Genomic DNA, 20,405 nt, shown 5'->3' on the forward strand with positions numbered 1-20,405 from the left:
CGGACTCGGCACCGACCGAATCAACTGGAACGGAGGTCGCCTGAAACAAGCCGATCCACAGGTATTGACAATTCCTCTTGCCCCCTCAGGCTCCCCGGACGATTCGATGGGCCAGCCAGCTCAGGCCCACGGTCAACACGCTACCCACCAGCAGCGCCGCGATAGGGATATAGAAACGGTAGCCGTGTGTGGTCCATGCAAGCACCAACGACGCGACGTACACGGCTACCGCACTCGCCGGTATTCCGATCACCCCGACCCACACGCCCCACGACGATCCCTTCTCGGTGACCGCGTCCCCGAGCATGAGCATGTGCAGACCGATGAATACCCCGACAGCGACAGCGGGCAGCAACGCCACAAACAGCACAATTGTGACGACCGTGTCAGTGTTCTCGCTCACCTGATCCCCAGTGGCTCGCAGGGACTACCCGCGATAACGGTCGCTGTTCAGAGACACCAGACGTCGGGTTACTCATATTGGGTACTAAGCCTTTTCGGGCACGGGACGTTCTAGCCGCCGACTGTACGGAGGATGAGATAGGCGGCTGCGATGGCCTGCTTGGTGTTGGCTGGCTGCGGGGAGGAGTACTCGGCAAGGTACCGCCCGACGGGAACGACGCAGTGGGCCACGCCATGGGTGGGCGTGTCCTGGGCGGTGTAGCACTTGCTGTTGGGGATGTCCGTGACAGTCCAGGTGGATCCGCCCGGAATCTCCAGTGACTGTGCGGTGATGAGCCGGTCGGCCAGCAAGCTGGCGCCGGCCGCGTCCCTGGCGCGGTAGGTGGTGCTTGCGCCGAGCCCAATCACGTCGACGCCGGCGTCGGTCAAGTCCGTGCGCTTTTGGGCGGGTTCGCGCGTCTGACTGGGGTAGCCACGGACTGTCGCCCACCCGTCGGTGAAGATCGTTGATTCGTCCTTGCTTTTGAAGGGTAGCGTCAGCGCGCGCACCCCGTCCTCGGAATCCGGCGGCAATGTGGTGAGCTTGTCGTCCGGGGTAGCGGCGAAGCCGTCAAGGCCTTTGAGTTGTTGCGTCAGGTACGCGCCGACGCTGGCCGTGCTGTCGGTTAGCGATGTCCAGACCCCGAAGACGAACCGGTCGTGTGCCATCAGCGCGACGGTGCTGGTCGAGTCGCCGCTGGTTCTCGTGAAGGCGCGGGCCGTGGGTTGTTCGGGAATAGTCAACGCGGTCTTGGGTTTCGGTGCGTCGCTGCTGAGTATGGGGTCGTCGGTGCCCATGACTTGTGGGTCTGCGACTGCAGCATTCGCCGCGTCCGTAGACGGCATCCGGATGAGGACTACGAGGAATTCTCGGGCACCGTCGGTGTGGAGCTTGTCGCGATAGTCGATGCTGATGCCGAACTGCGCCGCAGACACCGCATGTGCGATACCGGCGCCGAAACTGTCGGCCAGAGTAGTGCCGATAGCGTTGTGCACGCCAGCGACGTACTTCATCGTCGGGGCGACATCGGTGACGACCGGCATCGTCGTGAACATCCGCTGAATCTCGAGTGGTCGAGCTGCGCGCGGCGTCGCCGGCGGTTCGATGCTTCGCTTCGTGACGGGGAACTGCCCGACGTCCAGGTGGGGAGCTGGGGCGGCGGTCGGTGTGCCGCTCGTCGGCGAACACGCTGCCACCAACAGTGCCGCCACGGCGCCGTAGACAGTCATCAATGAGTGCTTCATCGAGCTCCCTCCCCAGGATCAGATGGGTGGGTTCATCTCCGCCGCACTACTGTTCGTCCCCGTCGGCGGTGCGATCCCCCGCGCCTAACGATATACGGCGGGTAACCGTCGACCCGATCTCCGTTCTGGCGCGGAGGCCAGGGCGGTAGCTTCTGCCGCAAGTGCGCTCCCGTACGGCGGCGTGGACTCCTCCATATCGAGATCGAAGCAATGTCGACGAATTCCGGTGAGAAATAGCGCTTTTGCGGTGTTTCTCCTGCGCTTCGCCCCGCGGTGGACCAGCCGGGGCTGGGCAGGATCGATGGTTGTTCGTCGCGGTGTGCACGACAACTGACCCGCAGTGCGCCGGCGGCCGGCGCCGCCCTGGAAGTATCTCGCCGACATCGGGATAATCGAACGCATGAGTGAGGGTGGTAGCGGCGGCCGGGGTGCAATAGCGACTCCGACGGCGTGGCCGATATCGCCGCGGCGATAAAGAAGAGCCTCGCGGCCGCCAACTACGGAGGCGACGTTGCCGCCCGCGGCGTCACTATCGTCGCACTCGATGCCGACGGCCGGATCGTCAAACATTCGCCCGATGGGAGCGGCGCCGCTCAGCCAGACTGAGACGCGATGACTTCGGCGCGTGGCGGTTGGGCCCATCATCAGTACGGCCCAGAAACACCGGTGGGTTGAACTATCGGATGAATCGGGCCTGGTGACCCAGCGCGGCTGCCCGGCCGGTGAGAGTCTGTCAGACCCGGCTTCCCGCGTGGTCCAGCGAAGCTGGGGCGGTCAATTCCCAGCCCCCGCCCGCGCACAGGCACCTAGGGGGATGAATTGGTGTCGGGCACCACCGTGAAGGGGCGGGACAATCAAAGCAGGGCCCGAAAATCGGCCGCCCGGAGATGGGGGAGAACTACATTGGTGCACAATCGAATCCGAGCACGAACGTGAGCGCGCTGCCGAAGCCTGACGGCTGGAAGAACCGCCCCTTGCTGATGGGTGTCGGCGGCGCCGTCGTGGCTGCGGGGTTCGTCTACTTTGCGTACAAGACAGTGATCGCCGCAGGAGCCACGCACTGGCTGGCGATGATTATTGCACTGTGTGGCACAGTCGCGTTCGGCATCATGACCGCGGCGGTACTGGTGAGACTCACGGCGGGCACGAAGCTTCGGGGTCGTTACGACGAGAACGGCACCACCCTTGATGCTCTGCCAGCCGGACCATGGATCATCGTCATATGCGGCGCGCTCAGCCTGGGCATCGCCACGTACCTGCTGTACAGCGCACGAGTGCACGATGATTGGCCGTCACCGAGTTCCCGCGACGTCGGGCGGTTAACTGCGTTGGCGGTTGTCAGTGCGCTCTGCGCGGTAATGGTGTTGTGGAACAGGCGTAAGGGCAAGCCCGTCCTGACGTTGTCGCCGAGGGGCATCGATTACCGGTTCCCTGGCGAGTGCACGTTCATCATTTCCTGGGATCAGGTCGCCGACATCTCGGGTGTGCCGGTGACCAAACGCGGAAAGGGCACGCGGCCAATTGTTTTCGTGCTCGGCGACGGCACCCGGGCGGCGATCGCGCACGCCAACGTCTGGGCGCCCGGCGGCACCGCCTTGTACTGGCTGTGCCGTCATTATTGGCGGCATCCGGCCGACCGCGGCGAGCTTGTCAACGGCGTGGCGTTGGAGAGACTGGCCTGCGGGCGGATCACCGCAGCGTGATCAACTCTCGTTGACCACCGAACCGGGAGCTATCGACACGAGTGCCTACCTATACCGTGCCTGCCGGCCAGCCGCTGCCGCCACTGACCGCTGGATCGCCCGCTCACCTGCGTCACCCTGTCGGGCAGCCTTTCATCGCACCACTGGCGGCGCGGCAACCAATAGCGCACGCTGCATGGACGCACCCTGCGGCCCTCGCTGACGGTCGGCGCATAGAGCGCATTGCGCTGGGACTTTTGCTGACCGTGGTCCTGCCTGGTCTGCCGTTGGCAATCTTCCTGGGCGCCCTGGCGCACCACTGATCTAGAAGGCGGAAACCGTGACATACCCAAATCCGGATGGCCACCGGCCCACAGCGCCGTCGTACCAGCCGAATCATGCTGCGCCGCAGCCGCGCGCGGCCGCCAGATCTGAAGAAGACCTCAGTTTCGCGATGGTCGCCATGCTGACGTTCTTCGGCCTTACGTCACGTCAAGACCGACTTTCGGACTCGACGCAAAAGGCGATGAAGGTCGTGCTGTACGGAGGCCTGGGCTTTCTGGTCGCCTTCGGCGCGCTGGTGGTCTTCACGTACGCCGCCCATCGGTAGATCGATCCTGAGCCCCATCTTCAAGGAGGTCCCGACGTGAGCGCCGGAGCGAGGCCCTTCAAAGCAGTGGCGCCGGTGTTTGCGGTGCTGCTCGTGGTGATCCGGGGCGTGGCCGGCGTGGCGGTGGCTGACATCGGCACAAGCGGCGGTCTCACCTACACCATGTCGACGTCCGCACTGGATGTCGGCGGTTGGCAGATGACCGTGGCTCAACTATCGGGCGGAAACGACGCCGTCACAACGGTATTCAACGCTGCCAGTCGCGCATCCGGGAAGACGATGGCTGACATGCTCGATGCTGATCGCGTGATCCGGGGCAGGTCGGGGTTCACTACCCGACCGGCCGTCACCTTTCGGCCCACCGCGGTGTCGCAGGTGCTCACCGGCACCTACTACTGGCGGCCTTCTGCACATCCGGTCAACTACGTCACCACGGTCGTCATCGATACGCGTACCGCCACACCGATCACCCTCGGTGACCTGTTCTCCGACACCCGGGCCGGACTCGACCGATTGAGTCAGCTGACCAAGTCGATCTTCCCGTCCGTTTACGGGACATCGATGGGCGACGAACGGGGCAACGCGCCCGTCGAGACAAATTTTCACAACTGGATTCCCAACGCCACCGGCCTCGAAATCCATTTCGCTGATGGCCAATTCGGCCACGGCCTGCCAGTGATCACCGTGCCATGGTCGCAGCTGAACGATCTACTGGCCCCGGATATGAAGGTACTCGCGCAGTGACCGAGCCGACGTCGACGAACACAACCAGCAGTGGCATCGGCGGCCTGTCCGGTCGCGACCAGGATGATCCGCAGCGGCTCGACGCGGTCACCGATCTCCGGCGGGCGATCGCCGCCATCGAAGCCACCACCGCCGACCTGCCCCGCGACCGTGTGAAGCAAGCACGCGTTGTGCGCCGACAGCCGCGGCGCCGGCCGCCGCCGGTGAAGCAGAATGCTGACGGCAGCTGGCCGCCGATTGTCTACGACGGAATGCCCGAAGGCGAAGGCTGGATGGACCATCTTCCCGCCCGATATCACCACGGGCAGAGGGGATTTGACCGCCGCATCATGGAGGAACTCGCTGCCGTCGGTGCGCCCTGCTACACACTGAACCAACTGTCCGACCGTGTGCGATACGTCCCTCAAGGGATACCGATCTTCATCGACTGGCTCACCCACCTGGAAGAACGCATTCCAGGCCCGGAGACCGATCACCGACAAGCGGTGCGCATCGGCCTGATTCGCGGCCTCGACGACACCGCCATCCGCGGCAACCGGCAGGCCTTCGATGCACTCGTGGCCGAGCTGCGGCGAGGGGCAACGTTGCCTGGACCGTCAGCAGACTACGCGCACTTCGCGCTCGCCCGGATCGCCACAGTCAAGGATTTCCCGACGATCGCCGCACTGCTCGAACAACTGCCTCCCGAGGCGCCGCGTGGTGCGCTGATCGAATACATGGGGCGGGTGAAAACCCTTGAAGCTCAACAGGTCGTGCTCAAATGGCTGGATACCGAATGGACGTGGTTCGCGATCAGGGCATTGATCGCGATGAAAGCCTCTGGCGTGCGTGACCGCATCGCGCCCTATGTCGATGACGCCAACTCGAATGTGCGCAAGTACGCCAAACGTGCCTTGGAGCGTTTGCCTGATTGAGCTGATCAGCGCCCATGCTCGGGGTGGGATCCGTGTCGGGGATGCGCCCGCGGCTAGGTGACTTTTCCGACTTGGTAGCTTCCGTGGTCATCGGTGACCGTGACCTCGACGTGCCGCTTGGTGCCGTCGATCAGCATCTCGCAGATGAATTTGTCTCCCTGGTTGGCCGACGGGTTCTGCCCGTTGTTGCAGGACAGTCCGCTGACGCCGCTGATGCCGTAGCCGCTGTTCGGGTCGGTCAAGACGTGTTGCACGCCTTCTTGGACCTTGGTGATGTTCAGCTGGCGTTTGACGAAGAAGCCCGGCTTCCAGAATCCGGTGACGCCGACCGCGGCGATGGCGACAACGGCAACGCCGGCGGCGCCGATCAGTAGGCCGGTCCGGCGTGACCGGTTGTTCGTCTTCGTCGGCGCGGTGATGTCGAAGTTCGCAGGGGGTTCACCGGTCGGAGAGGGCTGCGGAGCGTAGCCCGGTGCGCCGGGGTAGCCGCCCGCTGCCGCGGGGTACCCGGTGGGCTGCGGGTAGCCCGCCGCCCGGGGGTATCCACTGGGGTTTGGGGGTGGCTGGTGGTAGCCGCCGGACGGGTAGGCAGCGTGGTCTACCGGCGCGTAGCCCGTTGAGGGCGCGGATGGCGGCTGTGCGGCCGGTTGGGCTGAGGTCCAGGGCTGGGTGAGGTTGCCGCCGGGCCTGGGCACGAGCGCTGTTTTCTCCGGGTCGAACGCGTCGGTGGAATCGGCCGAGGGGTCATCGCCGGCGGCGGATTCGGGCGGCTGCGTGGCGGCTGGGGCCGTGATCGGGGGCCGGTGGATATGTGAGGTCTGCTCGGGGTCGTCGATCGGCCATAGCCCGGTGGATTCGTGGTCGACTGCGGGTCGCGGTTGTGGTTGTGAGTCGCCGATGCCCTGCTCTGGTGCGCTCATCGCGCCGCCCCCTTTGTTTCGTGCTCGGACCGTGGTCCGAGTTCCCCCTGTCTCGGTTGCCGCGGTAGCGGCCACCGCGGTGTCGTGCCTAACTGTGACACACCGCGGTGACCGCTTGGCGGCAACTACGTCTCCGGTTAGCGCGGTCCGGTGATTCTTTGACCGATGTCGCGGGCGATGGCGGATGCCGTGGTACCGACATTGACCGCGCAGGCCCGCACATCCACCACGACGTTGCTGCTGGCGGTGATCGCACGTTCACACTGGCGTGAGCCGGCCGCCGGTGGGGTCAGCACGATGGTCGTCACCCCGTCAGTGGTGTTGGAGGCTCCGGTATTGGCCTTGTCGCTCTTGCCGCCGATGGTGATCGTCAGGTTGGTGTTGGAGCAGTCTTTCCATTGGCTGGCTTGCCGGGCAACGAACTCTTTTGCCGCGTCGGCGGTGGGGAACGTGACAAGTGCCTGGATGAATTTGTGCTGGCCGGCGCTGTCATTGACGACCTGGTCGATGAAGCCGGTGAACCCGGTGCTGCTGTAGGCGTTGGACATGCCGGGCACCGCTGCGCTGGAGCACTTGTAGGGGTTGACGTCGATGTCGGTGACCGGCTGTTTGGTCAGGCCTTGCGGTTGCATGTCGGCTCCCTCGAAACGTTGGGAGAGTTCGTCGGGCTTGGCCAGGTATGACTGGAGGTTTTCGGGGTCGATCGGCGCGACGGCGCCGGGTACGGGTGCGGCGGCTCCCGGCCCGGGCGCCGGCGGGGTCGACGTGCTCGGCGCCGGCGTCGCACTGGTGGCGCTAGCCGGCGAGGTCGTGGAGGTTGTCGCAGTGGTCGATGTCGGGCTCGATGACGCGGAGGTGGTCGTTGAACCTTGTCCCAACAGCTTGTCCGACAGCGGGGTCCAGTAGATAACGGCGCCGCCGGCGGCCAGGAGGGCGACGACGGCTACCGCGGCGAGTGCGACCTTTTTGGAGCCGGATTTGGCCGGCGGCGTGGGCGTCTGGGGTTGGCCATAGCCAGCGAAGGGTGCACCCGGCGGTGTTCCGGGTGGGGTGGGTGGTACCCATCCGCCGGGGTTGGTTTGTGGGCCGGGTTGCTGCCAGGCCGCTGGCTGTGCGCCGGTCTGCGGGACGGTCGGCGGGACGGGGCCGGTGAATGGTGGCTGTTGTTGAGTGCCGGGCCACGCGGACGTTTCTTCGGCGTCGCTGTTGCGGTCGTGGGTGCTCATGGCCATCACTTTGCCTTACTTCGGGTCGGATCTTCTGCAGGAACAGGTGTTGTGCGTCCCCCCGCCGGTGTGTGCTCACCGACGGGGGGAGCCGGGCTTGGCCTTAGGCCGTCTGGCTGGAAACCTTGTCGGCGAGCGCTTTGGCCACGGCGACCCCCTGCCCGTGGGTCGATCCGGAGCCGCAGACCAAGACATCGATGATGGCGTTGCGGTAGCCGGCCACCGCGCGCTCGCAGGTCTGGGGGCCCTTGGTGTCCTGCTGCAGGAGCGACAACACCGTCTTGTCGTCGTTGATCTCGGGGTCGCCGTTGGTCATCTTGAGCGCGCTGGCCCCTTCTTCACGGAAGGCGATGGTGGTGCCCGCGCACGCCTTGAACTGCTTGACAGTGGCCTTCATCTGGGCGGCGACATCGGACTTGCTATCCAAGGCCACGACTGCCTGGGTGATGCGGACATCGTCGTTGCCGGTGTCTACGAGGATGTTCTGGGCCACAGCCTGCGGGGTGGCGCCGTACGCGTCGGCCATCGCCGGCGCGAAGGTGGCGATGCAGGACGACGGCGAGACGTTGGCGTAGTTGTCACGAAGCTTGGTCGACGACCAGTCCTCTTTGAAGGTGCCGGTTCCAAGAGCGGCGGCGACCTGTTTGGGGGACAGCAGCGGTGAATCAGCGCTGCCACCGTTGCTGTTGCGGTCGCCGCTGGGCGTATCGCTGGTGCCGTTGCCGTAGCCGGTGAAGGTCGGCAGCGGAGCGGACGGTGCCGCCGCTGCGGTTCCTCCCGTGGCAGCCACGGCCATGCTGGCCAGGACGGCGGCGGTGGCCAGGCGGACCACGGTGCCGCGGCCGGTGGCCGGGGTGCGGGTGATGGTCCGGATGGTCTTGGCGGTGGTGGTCATGGTGTGGCCTCTCTCGGAAGTAGTAACCGTAGCGATGCGACGACTCTAACCGTAGCAACGCTACGAATGCAAGTGCTGGCCGCAAGAAAACCGTAGCACTGCGATAGAACGCGCGCTGACCAGCGCATATCAGCGGATTGCCGGCCTGGATTCGCTTCAAAAGCCTCGGAAATGCGGCTGATCGCAGCGCAACATCACCTACCGCGCTGCGGTTACTGGCGCAATAGCCGTCGCGCCGCTATGGTTAAACTACTGCGCACCCGGGTGGGCAGCGACGCGCCATACGTATGCGTGCGCGCGACCTACCGGTGGTTGGCGAAAAGGGGGACCCGGACATGCAGGACGACGCGGCTGTTGACGGTCCAGACCTTGTCGTGACGATCGAGGGCCGCACGTCAGTTCGGCATGCTGTCGACGGGGCCTTCACCATCGGCCGCGACCACCCGCCGTCGGACCTGTCCATCACCCATCCCGCGGTGTCTCGCGCGCACGCCCGCCTGATCCCCCGACAGCGCCAGTGGCACCTCGTCGACTACGAAAGCCGCAACGGCATCTACGTCGACGGCGTGCGCGTCAAGCACTCGACAGCCATCACCGACGGAATGACGGTGCATCTGGCCAACCCCGAGGGCATCGCGGTGACGTTTCGCTATGTGCACCCGGAAGACATCACTGTCCCAGCATCAAGCGCGCCGGCAATGAGCGACGTCCTGGCCGAGGAACCGGAGGTCACCCGTTACAGCCTGGCTACCGCCGAGCTCGAGGACGTGATCCGGGACGTGATGACGGTGCCCGCGCCGGGGCAGCCGCGATTTACTCGTACGACGATGCGGCTGCTGCGGCGTCTGGGGCACTTGCGCGGTGAGTTCACCGAACTGGCCCGCGATGAGGATCTGTGCCAGGCGCGCGCATTTCTGACCTGCGTGGAGGCCATGTATGACGGGCTGCTTATCCGGATGTCCCTGTGCCCCTAGCGGATTGGGCGCTGTGGCGATGAGGTGCTGTCCGAGTGTGACGGCCCGCTAGGAGAACCAGCGCAGGCGCATGGCGTTCAGGAACTCGCTGGTTATCGGGTACCCGGATTGATCGCCGATGACGCTGTCGATACCGCAGCCTGGGCACAGCGCGGTCTGGCCGAGTTGGTCAGGGTCGTCGGCGGGGTCGATCCAGTTGTCAATGTCCTGCATGGTGAAGACATAACCGCAGTGGAAGCACCCACAGTGGTCGCTCGCCGCCAGTTCTTGTCGGTTGCGGCGGCAATGCCGGTGGGCAGCGACGAGGTCTGCTGGATGTCGCTGCCCGCCAGCGGGATTCGGCACGGACTAGCCGCGCGCCGAGGTGCACAGAATGGAGTTGGCGATGCGCACCAAGCGGACTGCCTGGGCGGGGTCGGCGCCGTTCTGAGCGGCGACGGTGTCGGCGGCACCTTGGGTTCCGTGACCCGTCATGAGCTGCTGGCACCCAAGCAGACCGGCCTGCAGCAGGGCGTCGTCGTCGCCCGGAAAGCCTGTTGCGCGGGCCTGGGAGATGAAGCGCTGTTGCTCGGGGGTGATGGGGATCGGCCAGGCTGACGCCACCCCTGCGGTTGCGCTGAGCAGTGTGCCGGCGCCGAGCGCCGCGAGAGCGAGTTGAGCGATCTTCGTGCGTGCGTGCATGTTCCCCCCCAGGTGAGTTGAATGGGTCGGTTGGTCCGACGCAGTCAACGGTATCGCGCGCGGAAGGTGCCGCCTGACACCAGTTTTCAGGCTGTGCGGTGTTGGCCTCATGCACGGACGGGGGCTGCAGCTCGTGTCCGTCGGCGGATTGACGCGTAGTCGCCGGTGCATTCTGGCACCGCGCCGTGGCCGAATGCCGTTGATCGGCAAGCTGGGACGGCGGCAGATTGATCTCTCTGCCCAGGGGGGCGGGAAACCCTGTCTCGAGGGCCCGCGGGGAGGAATACCTGAGCGCCCGGCGGTCAGGAGAAGCGGTTGTAGCAGTCGTCGTGGTCGCCGATGAGGCCGGCGCGGAAGGCGGCGATGCGGGTGAAACCGGCGATCACGCCGTCACCGTTGACGTCGGTCGCGACGACTCCGTTGGTGAGTAGGCCGGCGACGGCTTTGTCTAGGTCGCCGGCGGCTAGGGTGAGGTTCTGTCCGCTGGGTGTATTCACCGGTTTGACCATGTTGCGTTCGGCGACGGCGGTGAGGCAGGCGGTGCGCAGGGCTGCTGGGCCGCCGGTGAGTGGCACACCTTTTTCGTGTTGCAGGGCGAGCATGTATCGGGAGGCGACGATCGACAGGGCTGTGTTGTCGCCCTGCAGTAGCAGCTTCTGCTTGATTTCGTCGGCCGGTTTGCCCAATTTCTGCAGCTCGGGCAGGTCGAGGACGATGGTGTTGGTGGCCGGGCAGTAGGAGGCCGGGGAGCTGCCCTTGGCGTCGGCGCAGCTGGCCGAATCGAAGCTCACTTTCGGCGGGTTCTTGGGCTCGAACACCGTGTTGAGGGTTTCGACCAGGACGGTGAACACGCCCTGGTCGAGCGGGACGTCTGTGCCGCGGCGTTGGTTGTCGCGGTTGGGTTCGCTGTCGAGCTCCATCGGCAGCCCTTCGCGGCGGCGCTCGACATCACGCATATCGATCTGCGCGCATGCTGCCGGCCCTTGGGTGAATCCGATCTGGAAGGCGCTGACCCGGTCCAGTGCGGTGCCGTGCCCTTCTTCCAGGAGTTCTTCGTCATCGGGGCCGTAACTGGGGTCCCGCAGTGTAATCAGTCCTGCCAGAACATGATTGAGCCCGTCGCCGGTGCTGACCTGGAAGCGCTTCGAGTTTCCGGCGGCCACGTTGTAGATGTAGGCGCCACCGAAGCAGTCGGCTTGCTGTTCCCGCACGACCACGGGGCTTTTCTTGTTGACGATCTTGGCCATGCGCTGGATGGCGTGGCCGTATTCGTGGGCGATCAAGCCGGCCACCGAGATGTCGCCGAAGTACTTACGTCCGGCCGGGACGAGCACACCGCGGTCCCAGGCCATGAGGTTGTCCGGTGGGCAGTAGAAGGCGTTGACCATCTCATAGGTCTTTTCGCCGCACAGTTCTGGGCTGTTGGGGTCGCGGGCATCATAGGATGCCAGGTTCGGGACGGGGGTGAACTTGCCCTTGAAATCCGTTGTGGGATAGGTCGTTTGCCAATAGTCGGCGAGATCGTTGATCGCGAGCAGGACCAGTTTGTCGATGTCGCCGTGGTCGGTGTTCTGCACGGTGCCCGTAGCTGCCGGGGCGCCGTCTTTGACGCCGCTGGGCCCATCCGCAGCGGTGAGGTCCGCGACGTGGGTGGGATCGTTGATCGGCGACACACCGCGCCCGGTGACGACGGTGGCAGTGTTGCAGGCCGACAGCAAGAGAACGGCGCTGGCCGCGATGGCAATGGTGCGCAGCCCCCGCCGCGCTGGTGTGGATGCGTCCACGACGACCCCCGACTGTCGAACTGTCTACTTGGGTTCAGGCGTGGTGGGCGCCGCATTGACGACGTTGCCGCGGCGCCCACCACCTGAGTTGGTGATTCTTCTGATTGAATTTACCTGTGATGCAATGGATTTAGTTGCACAGCCAGGAGTCGATCCATCCGCCCCCGAGCAGGCGGAGCGCGCGGGCCTGGGCCGCGGCCAACGTGGGCCCGGTGCCACCTTGGTAGGCGTGACCGTCGTAGGCGACGGCTCCGCAGTTGGGGAACTGGCTGAGTACCTTGCAGTCGGTGTACCCGCATGAGTCGACCGCCGCCGCCCCGGCGTCGGGTCCGGTCGGGTAGTTCCAGGCCCTGCCGTAGGAGCCGTTCGCCGAATAGGCGATGGCTCCCCAGTAGGAATAAGCCTGCGCGGGGGCGGTTTCGATGATGCTGACGGTGGACGCGGCCACCACGGCCGCGGCGACAACTGCGGCACGGCGGGAGAATTTGGTGATTGTCATTGCAAGAAGAGTCCTTTCAGACGGCGTCCGCGGAGTCGGGGCGCCGGAGGTGGTCAGTGGCGTTAGTTGCCCGGGTCGGTCGGGTTGGTCAGCTGCGGCTTCTCGGCCGTGACGGTTTTGCCGAAGTCGGACAAGGTCAAGGTGAGCTTGGCGTCCTGCGCCAGAGGCGATTCGACTTGCGCTCGCACCAGATTGTGCGGGTCCTTCTTGTCGATGAAGACGGTGATCGGCACGTCCTGGGCCTTCTCCGGTGCCTTGCGTGAGCCAGCAAGCTGCGCAACGTCGTTGGAGGAAATGGTTCCGGTCACCTTGGTGGTGTCGACGCCGTCGATTGTCTCGGATCCGGCGTCCTTGGCGTCCTTGATCTTCGACAGTGCGTTGGCCAGTCCCTGGCTCGGGTCGAAGATCACACCCAGGTTGTAGATCGAGTCGCCCTTGCCGTAATCGACAAACTTGCCCGGCTCGGAAAGGTCGGAGTAGAGGTGGTCGCCGACGTAGATCAGCTTGGCGGTCTGGGTCTGTTCGCCCATCTTCACCGTGGCATCGCCGGTGGCGACCACAGCGGGCTTGCCGGCGACGTCGGCCTCCACCTTGGTGATCAGGACGTTGGGGACCTTGCCTTCGGCGGTGATCACGATGTGCGCGCCGGTCAGGGCCTTCATCGCGTCGGCGGACTGCGACACCAGTTTTGAGGCGTCGGCGCCATTGTTGGAACTGGGCTGGGTGGAGCATCCGCTCAACGCCACGCCCGCTACCGCGGCCCCGACCACGAGAGTCGTACGGAACTTCATTCAGTCTCCTAGTTTCTGTGTCAACTGAAGTGCTCCGCACACTGTTTTGCGGTGCCCCCCAGGGAACCTCCCCGGCCCCGGACTAACAATAAGGCTTGATCGAACACCCTCACGACGGCAATTCGCAGACTGGTGTGGTTGTTATCGGATCACGGGATTCGATCGGCGATTTTGGTGGTCAGCTCATCGGCGTGCTGGCTGGCCGCCGGTCCGCAGACCAGCGTGTCGATCAGCACATTGGAGTCCGTTGCCAGCACATGCCGACATGTCTTGGCCCCCATGGTCAGATCGGCTACAGCCCGGCCGTTGGCGATACCGGCCTCTCCGATGCCCACCGGGGCGGGCGGCTGGCCGGGCACCGTGACGGTGGCGGTGGTGCGAGCGCACGGGTTCCAGACGTTGATCTGGTCGCTCTGTGCGGCTGCGGCCTGGTCGGCGTCGGGATAGAGCAGCACGTATTGAGTGATGGTGGTGTTGGGGTCTGCGCCGGTGAAGGTTGTGCCCGCGACGCCGGTGGGGGCGGTGCCGTAGGCCTGGGCGGTGCCGGCCGCGCTGACACTCGCGCATTTGGCAGGGTCCACGGTGCTGGCGCTGAGCGTGGTGGCAGGGTTCGGCCCGTTGGCCGTCAGCGTGGTGCCCATGACGGCGCCGGCGGTTGCCGCGTCGGGGAGCAGGGCAGCCAAATCGGCTGCGGCGACGGGCTTTTGCGGCGGACGTGGTCCTTGTGTCGGCGTGTTGGGGATGCCCGGTGCTGCGGCGTGGTCGCGGATGTGGCTGCCACGGGTCAGATACGACGCTCCGGCCACGAAGCCGCCAGCCAGGACGACCACCACGACGATGGCCAGGGTTTTGCGTCCCCCGGTACCACTGGTGGCGTCGGGGGACGGTAGCCGCAGCAGCCGGGCCACCGCGATCGTTGCGGCGATGCCGAGGGCGAGCAGGATGCCCATGTCCGTGAGCCACCATGTCAACTGGTGGCGCCACAGAGGGTCGTCGACGGTATTGAGCGCGTTGGCGGTCATCAGGTCGACCGTCGAGGCAGAGGCCGCGAAGCCCCAGCGGGCCGGCAGCAGGAACGACAGCTGGTTGAGGCCGGCGCGGCCGCTGACCGGGATGAGCCCGCCGGAGAACACGATCGCGCTCATGATCATCACCACCAGCATCGGCATGATCCAGTCACCGGAGCGAGCCAGCGCGGACAGCAACAAACCGAGAATCGCCGACACCACAGCCGTCAACGCCAGGGCGGCGTACAGGTCGGCCACCGGGCTACCGAAGGCCAACGCTCCCCGTGCCGGACCGCCCTTGAGCGCCACCACCAGGGCGACGACGATGGCGGCCTGCGCGGCCGCGGCGATACTGTAGACCACGACTTTTGCGGTGAGGTAGGCCCCCGCAGACAAGCCAACGGATTGTTCGCGTCGGAAGATGCTCCGTTCGCCCACTAGGTCGCGGATGGTCAAAGCGGTGCCCATGAACACCGCTGCGATGATGAGCACACTGAGCAGCTGGGCAGGCTCACTCGGCGAGGGTCCGTTGGCCTTGGTCACCCCGAGCCCGTTTTTGCCTGGGACCACTAGGCACAGCGCACCCATCACCAGCGGCAGCAGGGCCAAGAACACCGCGTAGCCGCGGTCGGCGAGGATGAGCCTGACTTGGCGTCCCATTAGGGTCAGCACCTGGCGGCTGGTACTGGTGCGGGCCGGTTCGCCCAGTGGCCCCGCGGGTGCCGCCGCGGCCGCCGGTTGCGCGGCCGCAGGGTTGTTGTGCAGGAACACCGCGTGGGCGTCATCGGGTTTGGCCGAAACCCAGGCAAAGATGTCAGCCCAGTCATTGGTGCCCATCGCCGCCTCGATGCGGTCGGGTCGGCCGGCGTAGGCAGTCTTGCCACCAGGTGCGAGCAGCAGCACCTGGTCGCACATGCTCAGGTAGGTCAGCGAATGGGTGACCACGATGACGGTGCGACCCGCGTCGGCGAGCTTGCGCAGCATCGACATCACCTGACGGTCCAGCGCGGGATCGAGGCCCGAGGTCGGCTCGTCCAGGATCAGCAGCGACGGCCCGGTCAGCAGCTCCATCGCGACTGAGGCGCGTTTGCGCTGACCACCGGAGAGCTTTTCCACCCGCTTGGAGCGGTGCTGGGTCAGCTCGAGCTCGGCCAACACCGACTCGACGACCGCTCGCCGGTCAGCCTTGCTGGTGTCAACCGGCAGCCGCAGTTTGGCTGCATAATCCAGTGCCTGGTCCACCGTGAGCTGGCGATGCACCACGTCGTCCTGGGGCACCACGCCGATCCGGGAACGCAGTGAGGCGTAGTGGGCGTGCACGTCGTGACCGTCGAACGTCACGTGACCGGAGGTCGGTTGGGTGGCCCCGGCCAGCAGCTTGATCAGCGTCGACTTGCCCGCACCGGACGGCCCGATCACCGCGGTCAGGGTGCCGGGACGGGCAGCGAAGGACACGCTGGTCAGCAGCTGGTAACCGTCGATGGTCAGACCGACTTGGTGAGCCTGCAGCCCACCGGTGGCCGCCGCGGCGGTGCGCGGCTCCAACGTGACGCCGGTGAACACCAGGTCGGTATTGCCGATGGTGACGACGTCGCCGGGCTGCAGCGTCGCAGCCGGCACCTTCACGCCGTTGACGAAGACGCCGTTGTTGCTGTGATTGTCGTGGATCTGCATGCCGGTCGGCGCCGGCAGCAGATAGGCATGGGTGCGCGACGCGAGCGTGTCATCGACCCGGATCGCCGACGTGGAGTGACGGCCGATGGTGATGGCCCCAGGCGGCAGGGCGGGTGTTCCGCGTTGGGGCAGAACACGTTTGACCATGCCGGTGACCTTGGCCAGCGCGTCCGCCTCGTCGGCCGGTGAGGCTTCCGGAGCGCGCGGAGCTGGGGGAGCCGCTGGTGCTGCCGCGGGGTTCGGCCACACCGGCGCGGGCTGGCCGCCTGCGGCCGGCGGCGGCCCGGCGGGGCGCGGCGGCGGGCCAGCAGGACGACGAATCGACCCCGATGGCGGCCCAGCGTGCCCGGATGGCGGACCCTGCGGGGCCCGTGACGCAGGGGGCTGCTGTCCCGGTTGTGGCGGCGAAAAATGTTGGGGCGCAGGCGGTACTGGCCCGCGCTGAGTCCCGGCGGGACGCGGCTGCGGCACGGAGCCGGTCGGCGGAGCCGGTGGTGGCTGGTGTGGGGGCTGCGGCCCACGCGCGGGCGGGGGCGCAGGGCGCCACGATGGCGCCGCCGGCCCGGGCGCCGGCGGCGAGGGTGCTGCGGCCAGACGTGCTGCGGGCACGACCTGGGTGGCGGTCTTGAAGATCAGTTTCGGGCCGGTGGCCGAGCCGAGAGCGATGGGAATGTTGTCGTCGACCGGGATGGTCTGCACCCGGATGCCATCGGCATAGATGCCGTTGCGGCTCTTGTCGACGGCCACCCACTGGTCGCCCTCGACCCGCAACACCATGTGCGTGCGCGAGATCGCCTGCTTGGCGTCGACATCGATACGCACATCGGCGCCTTCACCGCGGCCCACGACGACCTCTTTGCCGGGCGGAAACGTAAACATCGCGTCGCCCAGACGCACCACCAACGGTGGCACGACCATTCCCGAACCCATGACATCCCCCCTCGTTGGTCAGTCCAGGGCTAACCGTAGCTCACAGTGTTTGAGCTGGTTTGCACCAATTTCTGCGGGTTCGGTCGATCCTCAATTGTGGTCGGCCGCAGCGCCTGGACTCTTCCCACAGCGCGGCCATGACCATGGCGCTGTGGGCGGACAGCCGACACGATCGCACGGATGGCCAGCCCACAGACGGGGCCGAGAAGATTCTTTTGTCCGTGATGTACCTCGAGGTCCGGTAATTCGTGACGTGACCGGTCCCTGACCTGCGGCAGAATCGATGGACAGGCACCGTCTTCGGGGGGATTTGATGATGTGGGAGCTCTGCTGGTGACCGGCGCGAGCTGGTTTCCCGATCCGGGCGGCAGCGGCGGCCTGCGGTGGTGGAACGGAACGAGCTGGACGTCTGACGTACGTCAACCGTCACAGAGCGCCACCCCGTGGCAACCCCCTGCGTCGGCGCCGGCCGATACCCCAGGATTCGTCGCACGCCACCCTGTGTGGGCGCTGACGGCACTGCTGGCGTTCTGCGCCGTCGGAATCGCAGTGATCGCTATCGGCCTGCCCAAAGCATGGGAGAACGCGGTCGGGCCCTCCCGACAGGCGGGCCGTGAGTATGCCCTGCGGTGGATCAAGGTGCAGGAGGCGGCCGGCCGGACCGACGATCTGTCGAAGTCCGACGTCGAATGGCGTTGCATGGCCGAGGCATTTCGAGTCGGGTCGAACGGAACCGATCTAGCCAACGGGACACATCTGGCCCCCGGCAGGCTGATGCGCGGCGAGTTCATTAATGCCTGCACGGACGAGGCGATGCGCCATGTGGGTCGGCCGGTGTGAGCCGCAACCAGAAGCAGCGCACTTATCAGGGAGGACTTTTCCATGGTGGACGATTCGCAGCGTGAGCCCGGTCCCCGGCGATTCACTGCGCCGACGCCGGCCGACGGTCCGACAATCCAGTTCCCTCTATACCGCCGTGCCGAGACCGAGGCTTCCGGTGTTGCTGGCGATGACGGCCCGACAGCGCCACACCAGACCTATCCGCCGCACGTGATGCCCACGCCCACCCATCCCGTGGCGCCACCACTGCCACCAGCGCCTGCACACGCGGCCCCGCCCGCGGCACCCCGTAACCGGTCGCGACGCAAGGCCGTCATCGCCTTGGGTGGAACGATCCTCGTCGCCGTGGCTGGCCTGATCGGTGCGGAGGTCTTGGTTGGCAACCACGCGGAGTCGGTCGTCGCCGAGACCGTCAAGTGCGCGACGGGTGACACCTCCACGGTCACGTTCGCCACGATGCCCCCGGTCCTGTGGCAAGCCGCCAGCGGCACCTACAAATCGATCCGGATTCGGACCTCAGGTAACAGGATTCGTGGCATGCGGGGGATGCCCGTCGTCATCGACTTGCATGATGTGCGTCCGGCAACGAACGGTTCCGCGGGTTCTGTCGGATCGGCGGAAGCCACCCTCACGTGGAGCCTTGATGGCATCAAGGAGACGCTGCAGGCTGCGGTACCGGTGGCAGGAAAGCTCCTCGCTGACGTCACGGCCAACCCAACGGACGGCACGATCACACTGGGCAACTTCCTGGCCAGTGTGACCGTGAAACCGACGCTCGCCAGCGGGACCATCGCATTGGACGTCGTGCGCACTGCAGGGCCAGGACTGTCAGCAGTCGAGACGCTGCAACCGGCGTTGGATGCCTACATGGCGAAACAGACCCTGCCGCTGGGCCTGCACGTCGATCAGCTATCAGTGACCGATCACGGGGTGAACGCGCACCTGACGAGCGCGAACGCCACCCTGCCTTCCAAAACTGAAAAAGACTGCTACCCAACAAGTTAAGGCTTTGTGGATCATTGCGAACCGGCACCATTCGCGCACACGCAACCCCACCGCCCCATCAGGACAATAGAACCTCCTGGCACACGCCGTGCACGGTTATGCACGCTGCATCACCTGCGAGTCGCCGCACGTGCATGCACCCAGCCACGCGTATCACGCTGCGCATCAGCACTTTTCAAACGCGGCGGACAGATCAAGCTCCAGAGGAAAACGGTGGTGCTTCTCGTCGTGCCGGTAACAGCCCCCGACGATGAACTCTGCACCCCCGCCGCCTCCCCAGATGGTCACCGCCACAGGCCTGCCGAGTCGCTGCAGGAGCGTGGGAACACCGAACGCAATCTGCCGTGCCCGCGGCTGGCTGCCGGCGTCGGTGGCGATCGCGAACTTGACGACGGTCTCGGCCTGCTGCCCCTGGCCGGCCGGCGCGTTGGTCTGTGCGCTCGCTTCGTAGGAGGCTCCGATGAGTGCGCTGATCTCCCGCCACGTTCGGAGGTCGTCATCGCTGGGAGGTCGTGGGCTCGCGAAGTAGTCGTGCGGTCGAGACGCCGGGTCGTCCTGGATCACGATGCCCCAATTGGCGTCCGACAGCATCGGTTCGGCGGCTTGCAGGGCGAGCGCTTCGGTCTGGGTGGCGGTCGGTTTCAGAGTGATCGTGACCTGGCGGCTGTCACTCGCGCCGCCCCAGGTCGGTGCGGTCAGGCTGGCGTTCGCCACGATCGGTGACCGCGCCATGCGCAGCCAGGCCGCGGCACGGTCGGCGATCTGGTCGCCGGTGGGACTGTGGGCGGTGCTGTAGTAGCCCCGGGAGAAGGACGCTGATTGGTGGTCCGGCGCGTAGAGGTTATTCGGCGCTGGCGGCGGCACGACCGGCAGGCGCAACCACAGCTCCGCAGAGCGTTCAGCCAACCCGGTGTCGTCGGTGCGGCTGGCGAAGAATTTTCCGATGTCTCGGATCTGCGGCTCCGTGATGTCCTGGCGCAGCGTCACATTCAGATCGAAGCGTTCCCCCGAGGTGAAGGAGTTGACGTATGTCATGTCAGTGTCGGCGACCCCGGGCATCGCACGGACGTGACGGTCGAGGTCCTCGGCGTCGCCGCGGCGGCCAAAGATGCAGCCAACCGCCGTCACTCCGATCGCCACGACCATCGCAGTGGCCATCAACAGGCGAATCGGTGACCGGCGCCGACGCTCGCCGTTCCCTACAGGCATGCCCTGAGTATTGGTGCTCATCAGGGTGCTCGGTATGGGTAGAACTACGCGGGGCCGCCGCCCAGCCCCGAAAGGGGCCGGTGTTCGGTGATGCTGACGCTCACTCGTTCAGCGGCGGCACGGTCAGCTCTTGGGTCCAGACATAGTGCTTGTTGTTCCACAGCGCGGCCTCGTCAGGCTCATCGACGGTGACCCGTCCCGGGCCGAACGTGTCGTATGCCTCCAGTGCGACACGAAGACTAGCCACCATAGAAGGAAACCGGCTCTTCGCAGTTGAGGGTGTAGAGGTCATCGGCGCGTCGTTGCCGGGATAGGGGTCGAGGTCTCTCGAAGA

The 20,405-nt window shown here is 65.9% G+C and carries 21 protein-coding genes; 8 read left to right on the top strand and 13 right to left on the bottom strand.

Features of this window, described 5'->3' with window-relative positions; translation table 11 throughout:
* Positions 1-85: 85 nt before the first annotated feature.
* Positions 86-403: a hypothetical protein gene (locus tag ACJH7A_RS28235; protein WP_406803133.1), complete on the bottom strand. Its 318-nt coding sequence runs from the start codon at positions 401-403 to the stop codon at positions 86-88.
* 110 nt (positions 404-513) lie between these two features.
* Positions 514-1,686, bottom strand: a complete 1,173-nt coding sequence (locus tag ACJH7A_RS28240; protein ID WP_406803134.1) for a hypothetical protein — start codon at positions 1,684-1,686, stop codon at positions 514-516.
* Between the two features lie 450 nt (positions 1,687-2,136).
* On the opposite strand from ACJH7A_RS28240, the gene ACJH7A_RS28245 reads away from it, so the two are divergent.
* From ACJH7A_RS28245 to ACJH7A_RS28265, 5 genes are all read left to right on the top strand, one after another.
* Positions 2,137-2,292: a hypothetical protein gene (locus ACJH7A_RS28245; protein ID WP_406803135.1), complete on the top strand. Its 156-nt coding sequence runs from the start codon at positions 2,137-2,139 to the stop codon at positions 2,290-2,292.
* A gap of 326 nt (positions 2,293-2,618) precedes the next feature.
* Positions 2,619-3,389, top strand: a complete 771-nt coding sequence (locus ACJH7A_RS28250) for a hypothetical protein (RefSeq protein WP_406803136.1) — start codon at positions 2,619-2,621, stop codon at positions 3,387-3,389.
* 319 nt (positions 3,390-3,708) lie between these two features.
* Positions 3,709-3,978, top strand: a complete 270-nt coding sequence (locus tag ACJH7A_RS28255; RefSeq protein WP_406803138.1) for a hypothetical protein — start codon at positions 3,709-3,711, stop codon at positions 3,976-3,978.
* 36 nt (positions 3,979-4,014) lie between these two features.
* Positions 4,015-4,722, top strand: a complete 708-nt coding sequence (locus ACJH7A_RS28260) for a DUF3298 domain-containing protein (RefSeq protein WP_406803140.1) — start codon at positions 4,015-4,017, stop codon at positions 4,720-4,722.
* On the top strand, positions 4,719-5,636 hold the full coding sequence (locus tag ACJH7A_RS28265; protein WP_406803141.1) for a HEAT repeat domain-containing protein: 918 nt from the start codon (positions 4,719-4,721) through the stop codon (positions 5,634-5,636). Before ACJH7A_RS28260 ends, ACJH7A_RS28265 begins: the two co-directional genes overlap by 4 nt.
* Positions 5,637-5,689: 53 nt before the next feature.
* On the opposite strand, the gene ACJH7A_RS28270 is transcribed toward ACJH7A_RS28265, so the two are convergent.
* The 3 genes from ACJH7A_RS28270 to ACJH7A_RS28280 all read right to left on the bottom strand — a co-directional run bounded on the left by ACJH7A_RS28270 (position 5,690) and on the right by ACJH7A_RS28280 (position 8,677).
* Complete coding sequence (locus ACJH7A_RS28270) at positions 5,690-6,556, bottom strand: DUF4333 domain-containing protein (RefSeq protein WP_406803143.1); 867 nt, start codon at positions 6,554-6,556, stop codon at positions 5,690-5,692.
* 137 nt (positions 6,557-6,693) lie between these two features.
* Positions 6,694-7,782 carry a sensor domain-containing protein gene (locus ACJH7A_RS28275; protein ID WP_406803145.1) on the bottom strand — a complete coding sequence of 363 codons (1,089 nt, stop codon included), beginning with the start codon at positions 7,780-7,782 and terminating at the stop codon, positions 6,694-6,696.
* A gap of 103 nt (positions 7,783-7,885) precedes the next feature.
* Complete coding sequence (locus ACJH7A_RS28280) at positions 7,886-8,677, bottom strand: sensor domain-containing protein (RefSeq protein ID WP_406803146.1); 792 nt, start codon at positions 8,675-8,677, stop codon at positions 7,886-7,888.
* Between the two features lie 335 nt (positions 8,678-9,012).
* Between ACJH7A_RS28280 and ACJH7A_RS28285 the strand changes: the two genes are divergently transcribed.
* The gene (locus ACJH7A_RS28285) at positions 9,013-9,651 is read left to right on the top strand and encodes an FHA domain-containing protein (RefSeq protein WP_406803148.1); all 639 of its coding nucleotides are present in this window, start codon (positions 9,013-9,015) and stop codon (positions 9,649-9,651) included.
* Between the two features lie 48 nt (positions 9,652-9,699).
* Here ACJH7A_RS28285 and ACJH7A_RS28290 read toward each other — a convergent pair whose 3' ends face one another.
* The 6 genes from ACJH7A_RS28290 to ACJH7A_RS28315 form a co-directional block, all read right to left on the bottom strand.
* Complete coding sequence (locus ACJH7A_RS28290; RefSeq protein ID WP_406803150.1) at positions 9,700-9,864, bottom strand: hypothetical protein; 165 nt, start codon at positions 9,862-9,864, stop codon at positions 9,700-9,702.
* Positions 9,865-9,999: 135 nt separating this feature from the next.
* On the bottom strand, positions 10,000-10,332 hold the full coding sequence (locus ACJH7A_RS28295) for a DUF732 domain-containing protein (protein ID WP_406803151.1): 333 nt from the start codon (positions 10,330-10,332) through the stop codon (positions 10,000-10,002).
* 302 nt (positions 10,333-10,634) lie between these two features.
* Positions 10,635-12,116 carry a neutral zinc metallopeptidase gene (locus ACJH7A_RS28300; protein ID WP_406803152.1) on the bottom strand — a complete coding sequence of 494 codons (1,482 nt, stop codon included), beginning with the start codon at positions 12,114-12,116 and terminating at the stop codon, positions 10,635-10,637.
* Positions 12,117-12,246: 130 nt separating this feature from the next.
* On the bottom strand, positions 12,247-12,615 hold the full coding sequence (locus ACJH7A_RS28305; protein ID WP_406803154.1) for a DUF4189 domain-containing protein: 369 nt from the start codon (positions 12,613-12,615) through the stop codon (positions 12,247-12,249).
* A 62-nt stretch (positions 12,616-12,677) separates the two neighbouring features.
* Positions 12,678-13,406: an LppX_LprAFG lipoprotein gene (locus tag ACJH7A_RS28310; RefSeq protein WP_406803155.1), complete on the bottom strand. Its 729-nt coding sequence runs from the start codon at positions 13,404-13,406 to the stop codon at positions 12,678-12,680.
* A 149-nt stretch (positions 13,407-13,555) separates the two neighbouring features.
* Positions 13,556-17,017: an ATP-binding cassette domain-containing protein gene (locus ACJH7A_RS28315; protein ID WP_406803157.1), complete on the bottom strand. Its 3,462-nt coding sequence runs from the start codon at positions 17,015-17,017 to the stop codon at positions 13,556-13,558.
* A gap of 333 nt (positions 17,018-17,350) precedes the next feature.
* Between ACJH7A_RS28315 and ACJH7A_RS28320 the strand changes: the two genes are divergently transcribed.
* Positions 17,351-17,857: a DUF2510 domain-containing protein gene (locus ACJH7A_RS28320; protein WP_406803158.1), complete on the top strand. Its 507-nt coding sequence runs from the start codon at positions 17,351-17,353 to the stop codon at positions 17,855-17,857.
* A 345-nt stretch (positions 17,858-18,202) separates the two neighbouring features.
* Positions 18,203-18,862, top strand: coding sequence for a DUF2993 domain-containing protein (locus ACJH7A_RS28325; protein WP_406803159.1), 660 nt, complete (start codon positions 18,203-18,205; stop codon positions 18,860-18,862).
* 165 nt (positions 18,863-19,027) lie between these two features.
* Here the strand turns inward: ACJH7A_RS28325 and ACJH7A_RS28330 are convergent, their stop codons facing one another.
* Positions 19,028-20,008: a hypothetical protein gene (locus ACJH7A_RS28330; RefSeq protein ID WP_406803160.1), complete on the bottom strand. Its 981-nt coding sequence runs from the start codon at positions 20,006-20,008 to the stop codon at positions 19,028-19,030.
* Positions 20,009-20,171: 163 nt separating this feature from the next.
* Positions 20,172-20,318 carry a hypothetical protein gene (locus tag ACJH7A_RS28335; RefSeq protein ID WP_406803162.1) on the bottom strand — a complete coding sequence of 49 codons (147 nt, stop codon included), beginning with the start codon at positions 20,316-20,318 and terminating at the stop codon, positions 20,172-20,174.
* Positions 20,319-20,405: the final 87 nt, after the last annotated feature.

Origin of the sequence: Mycobacterium sp. SMC-17, assembly GCF_045310915.1 — a bacterium.
Classification (GTDB): domain Bacteria; phylum Actinomycetota; class Actinomycetes; order Mycobacteriales; family Mycobacteriaceae; genus Mycobacterium.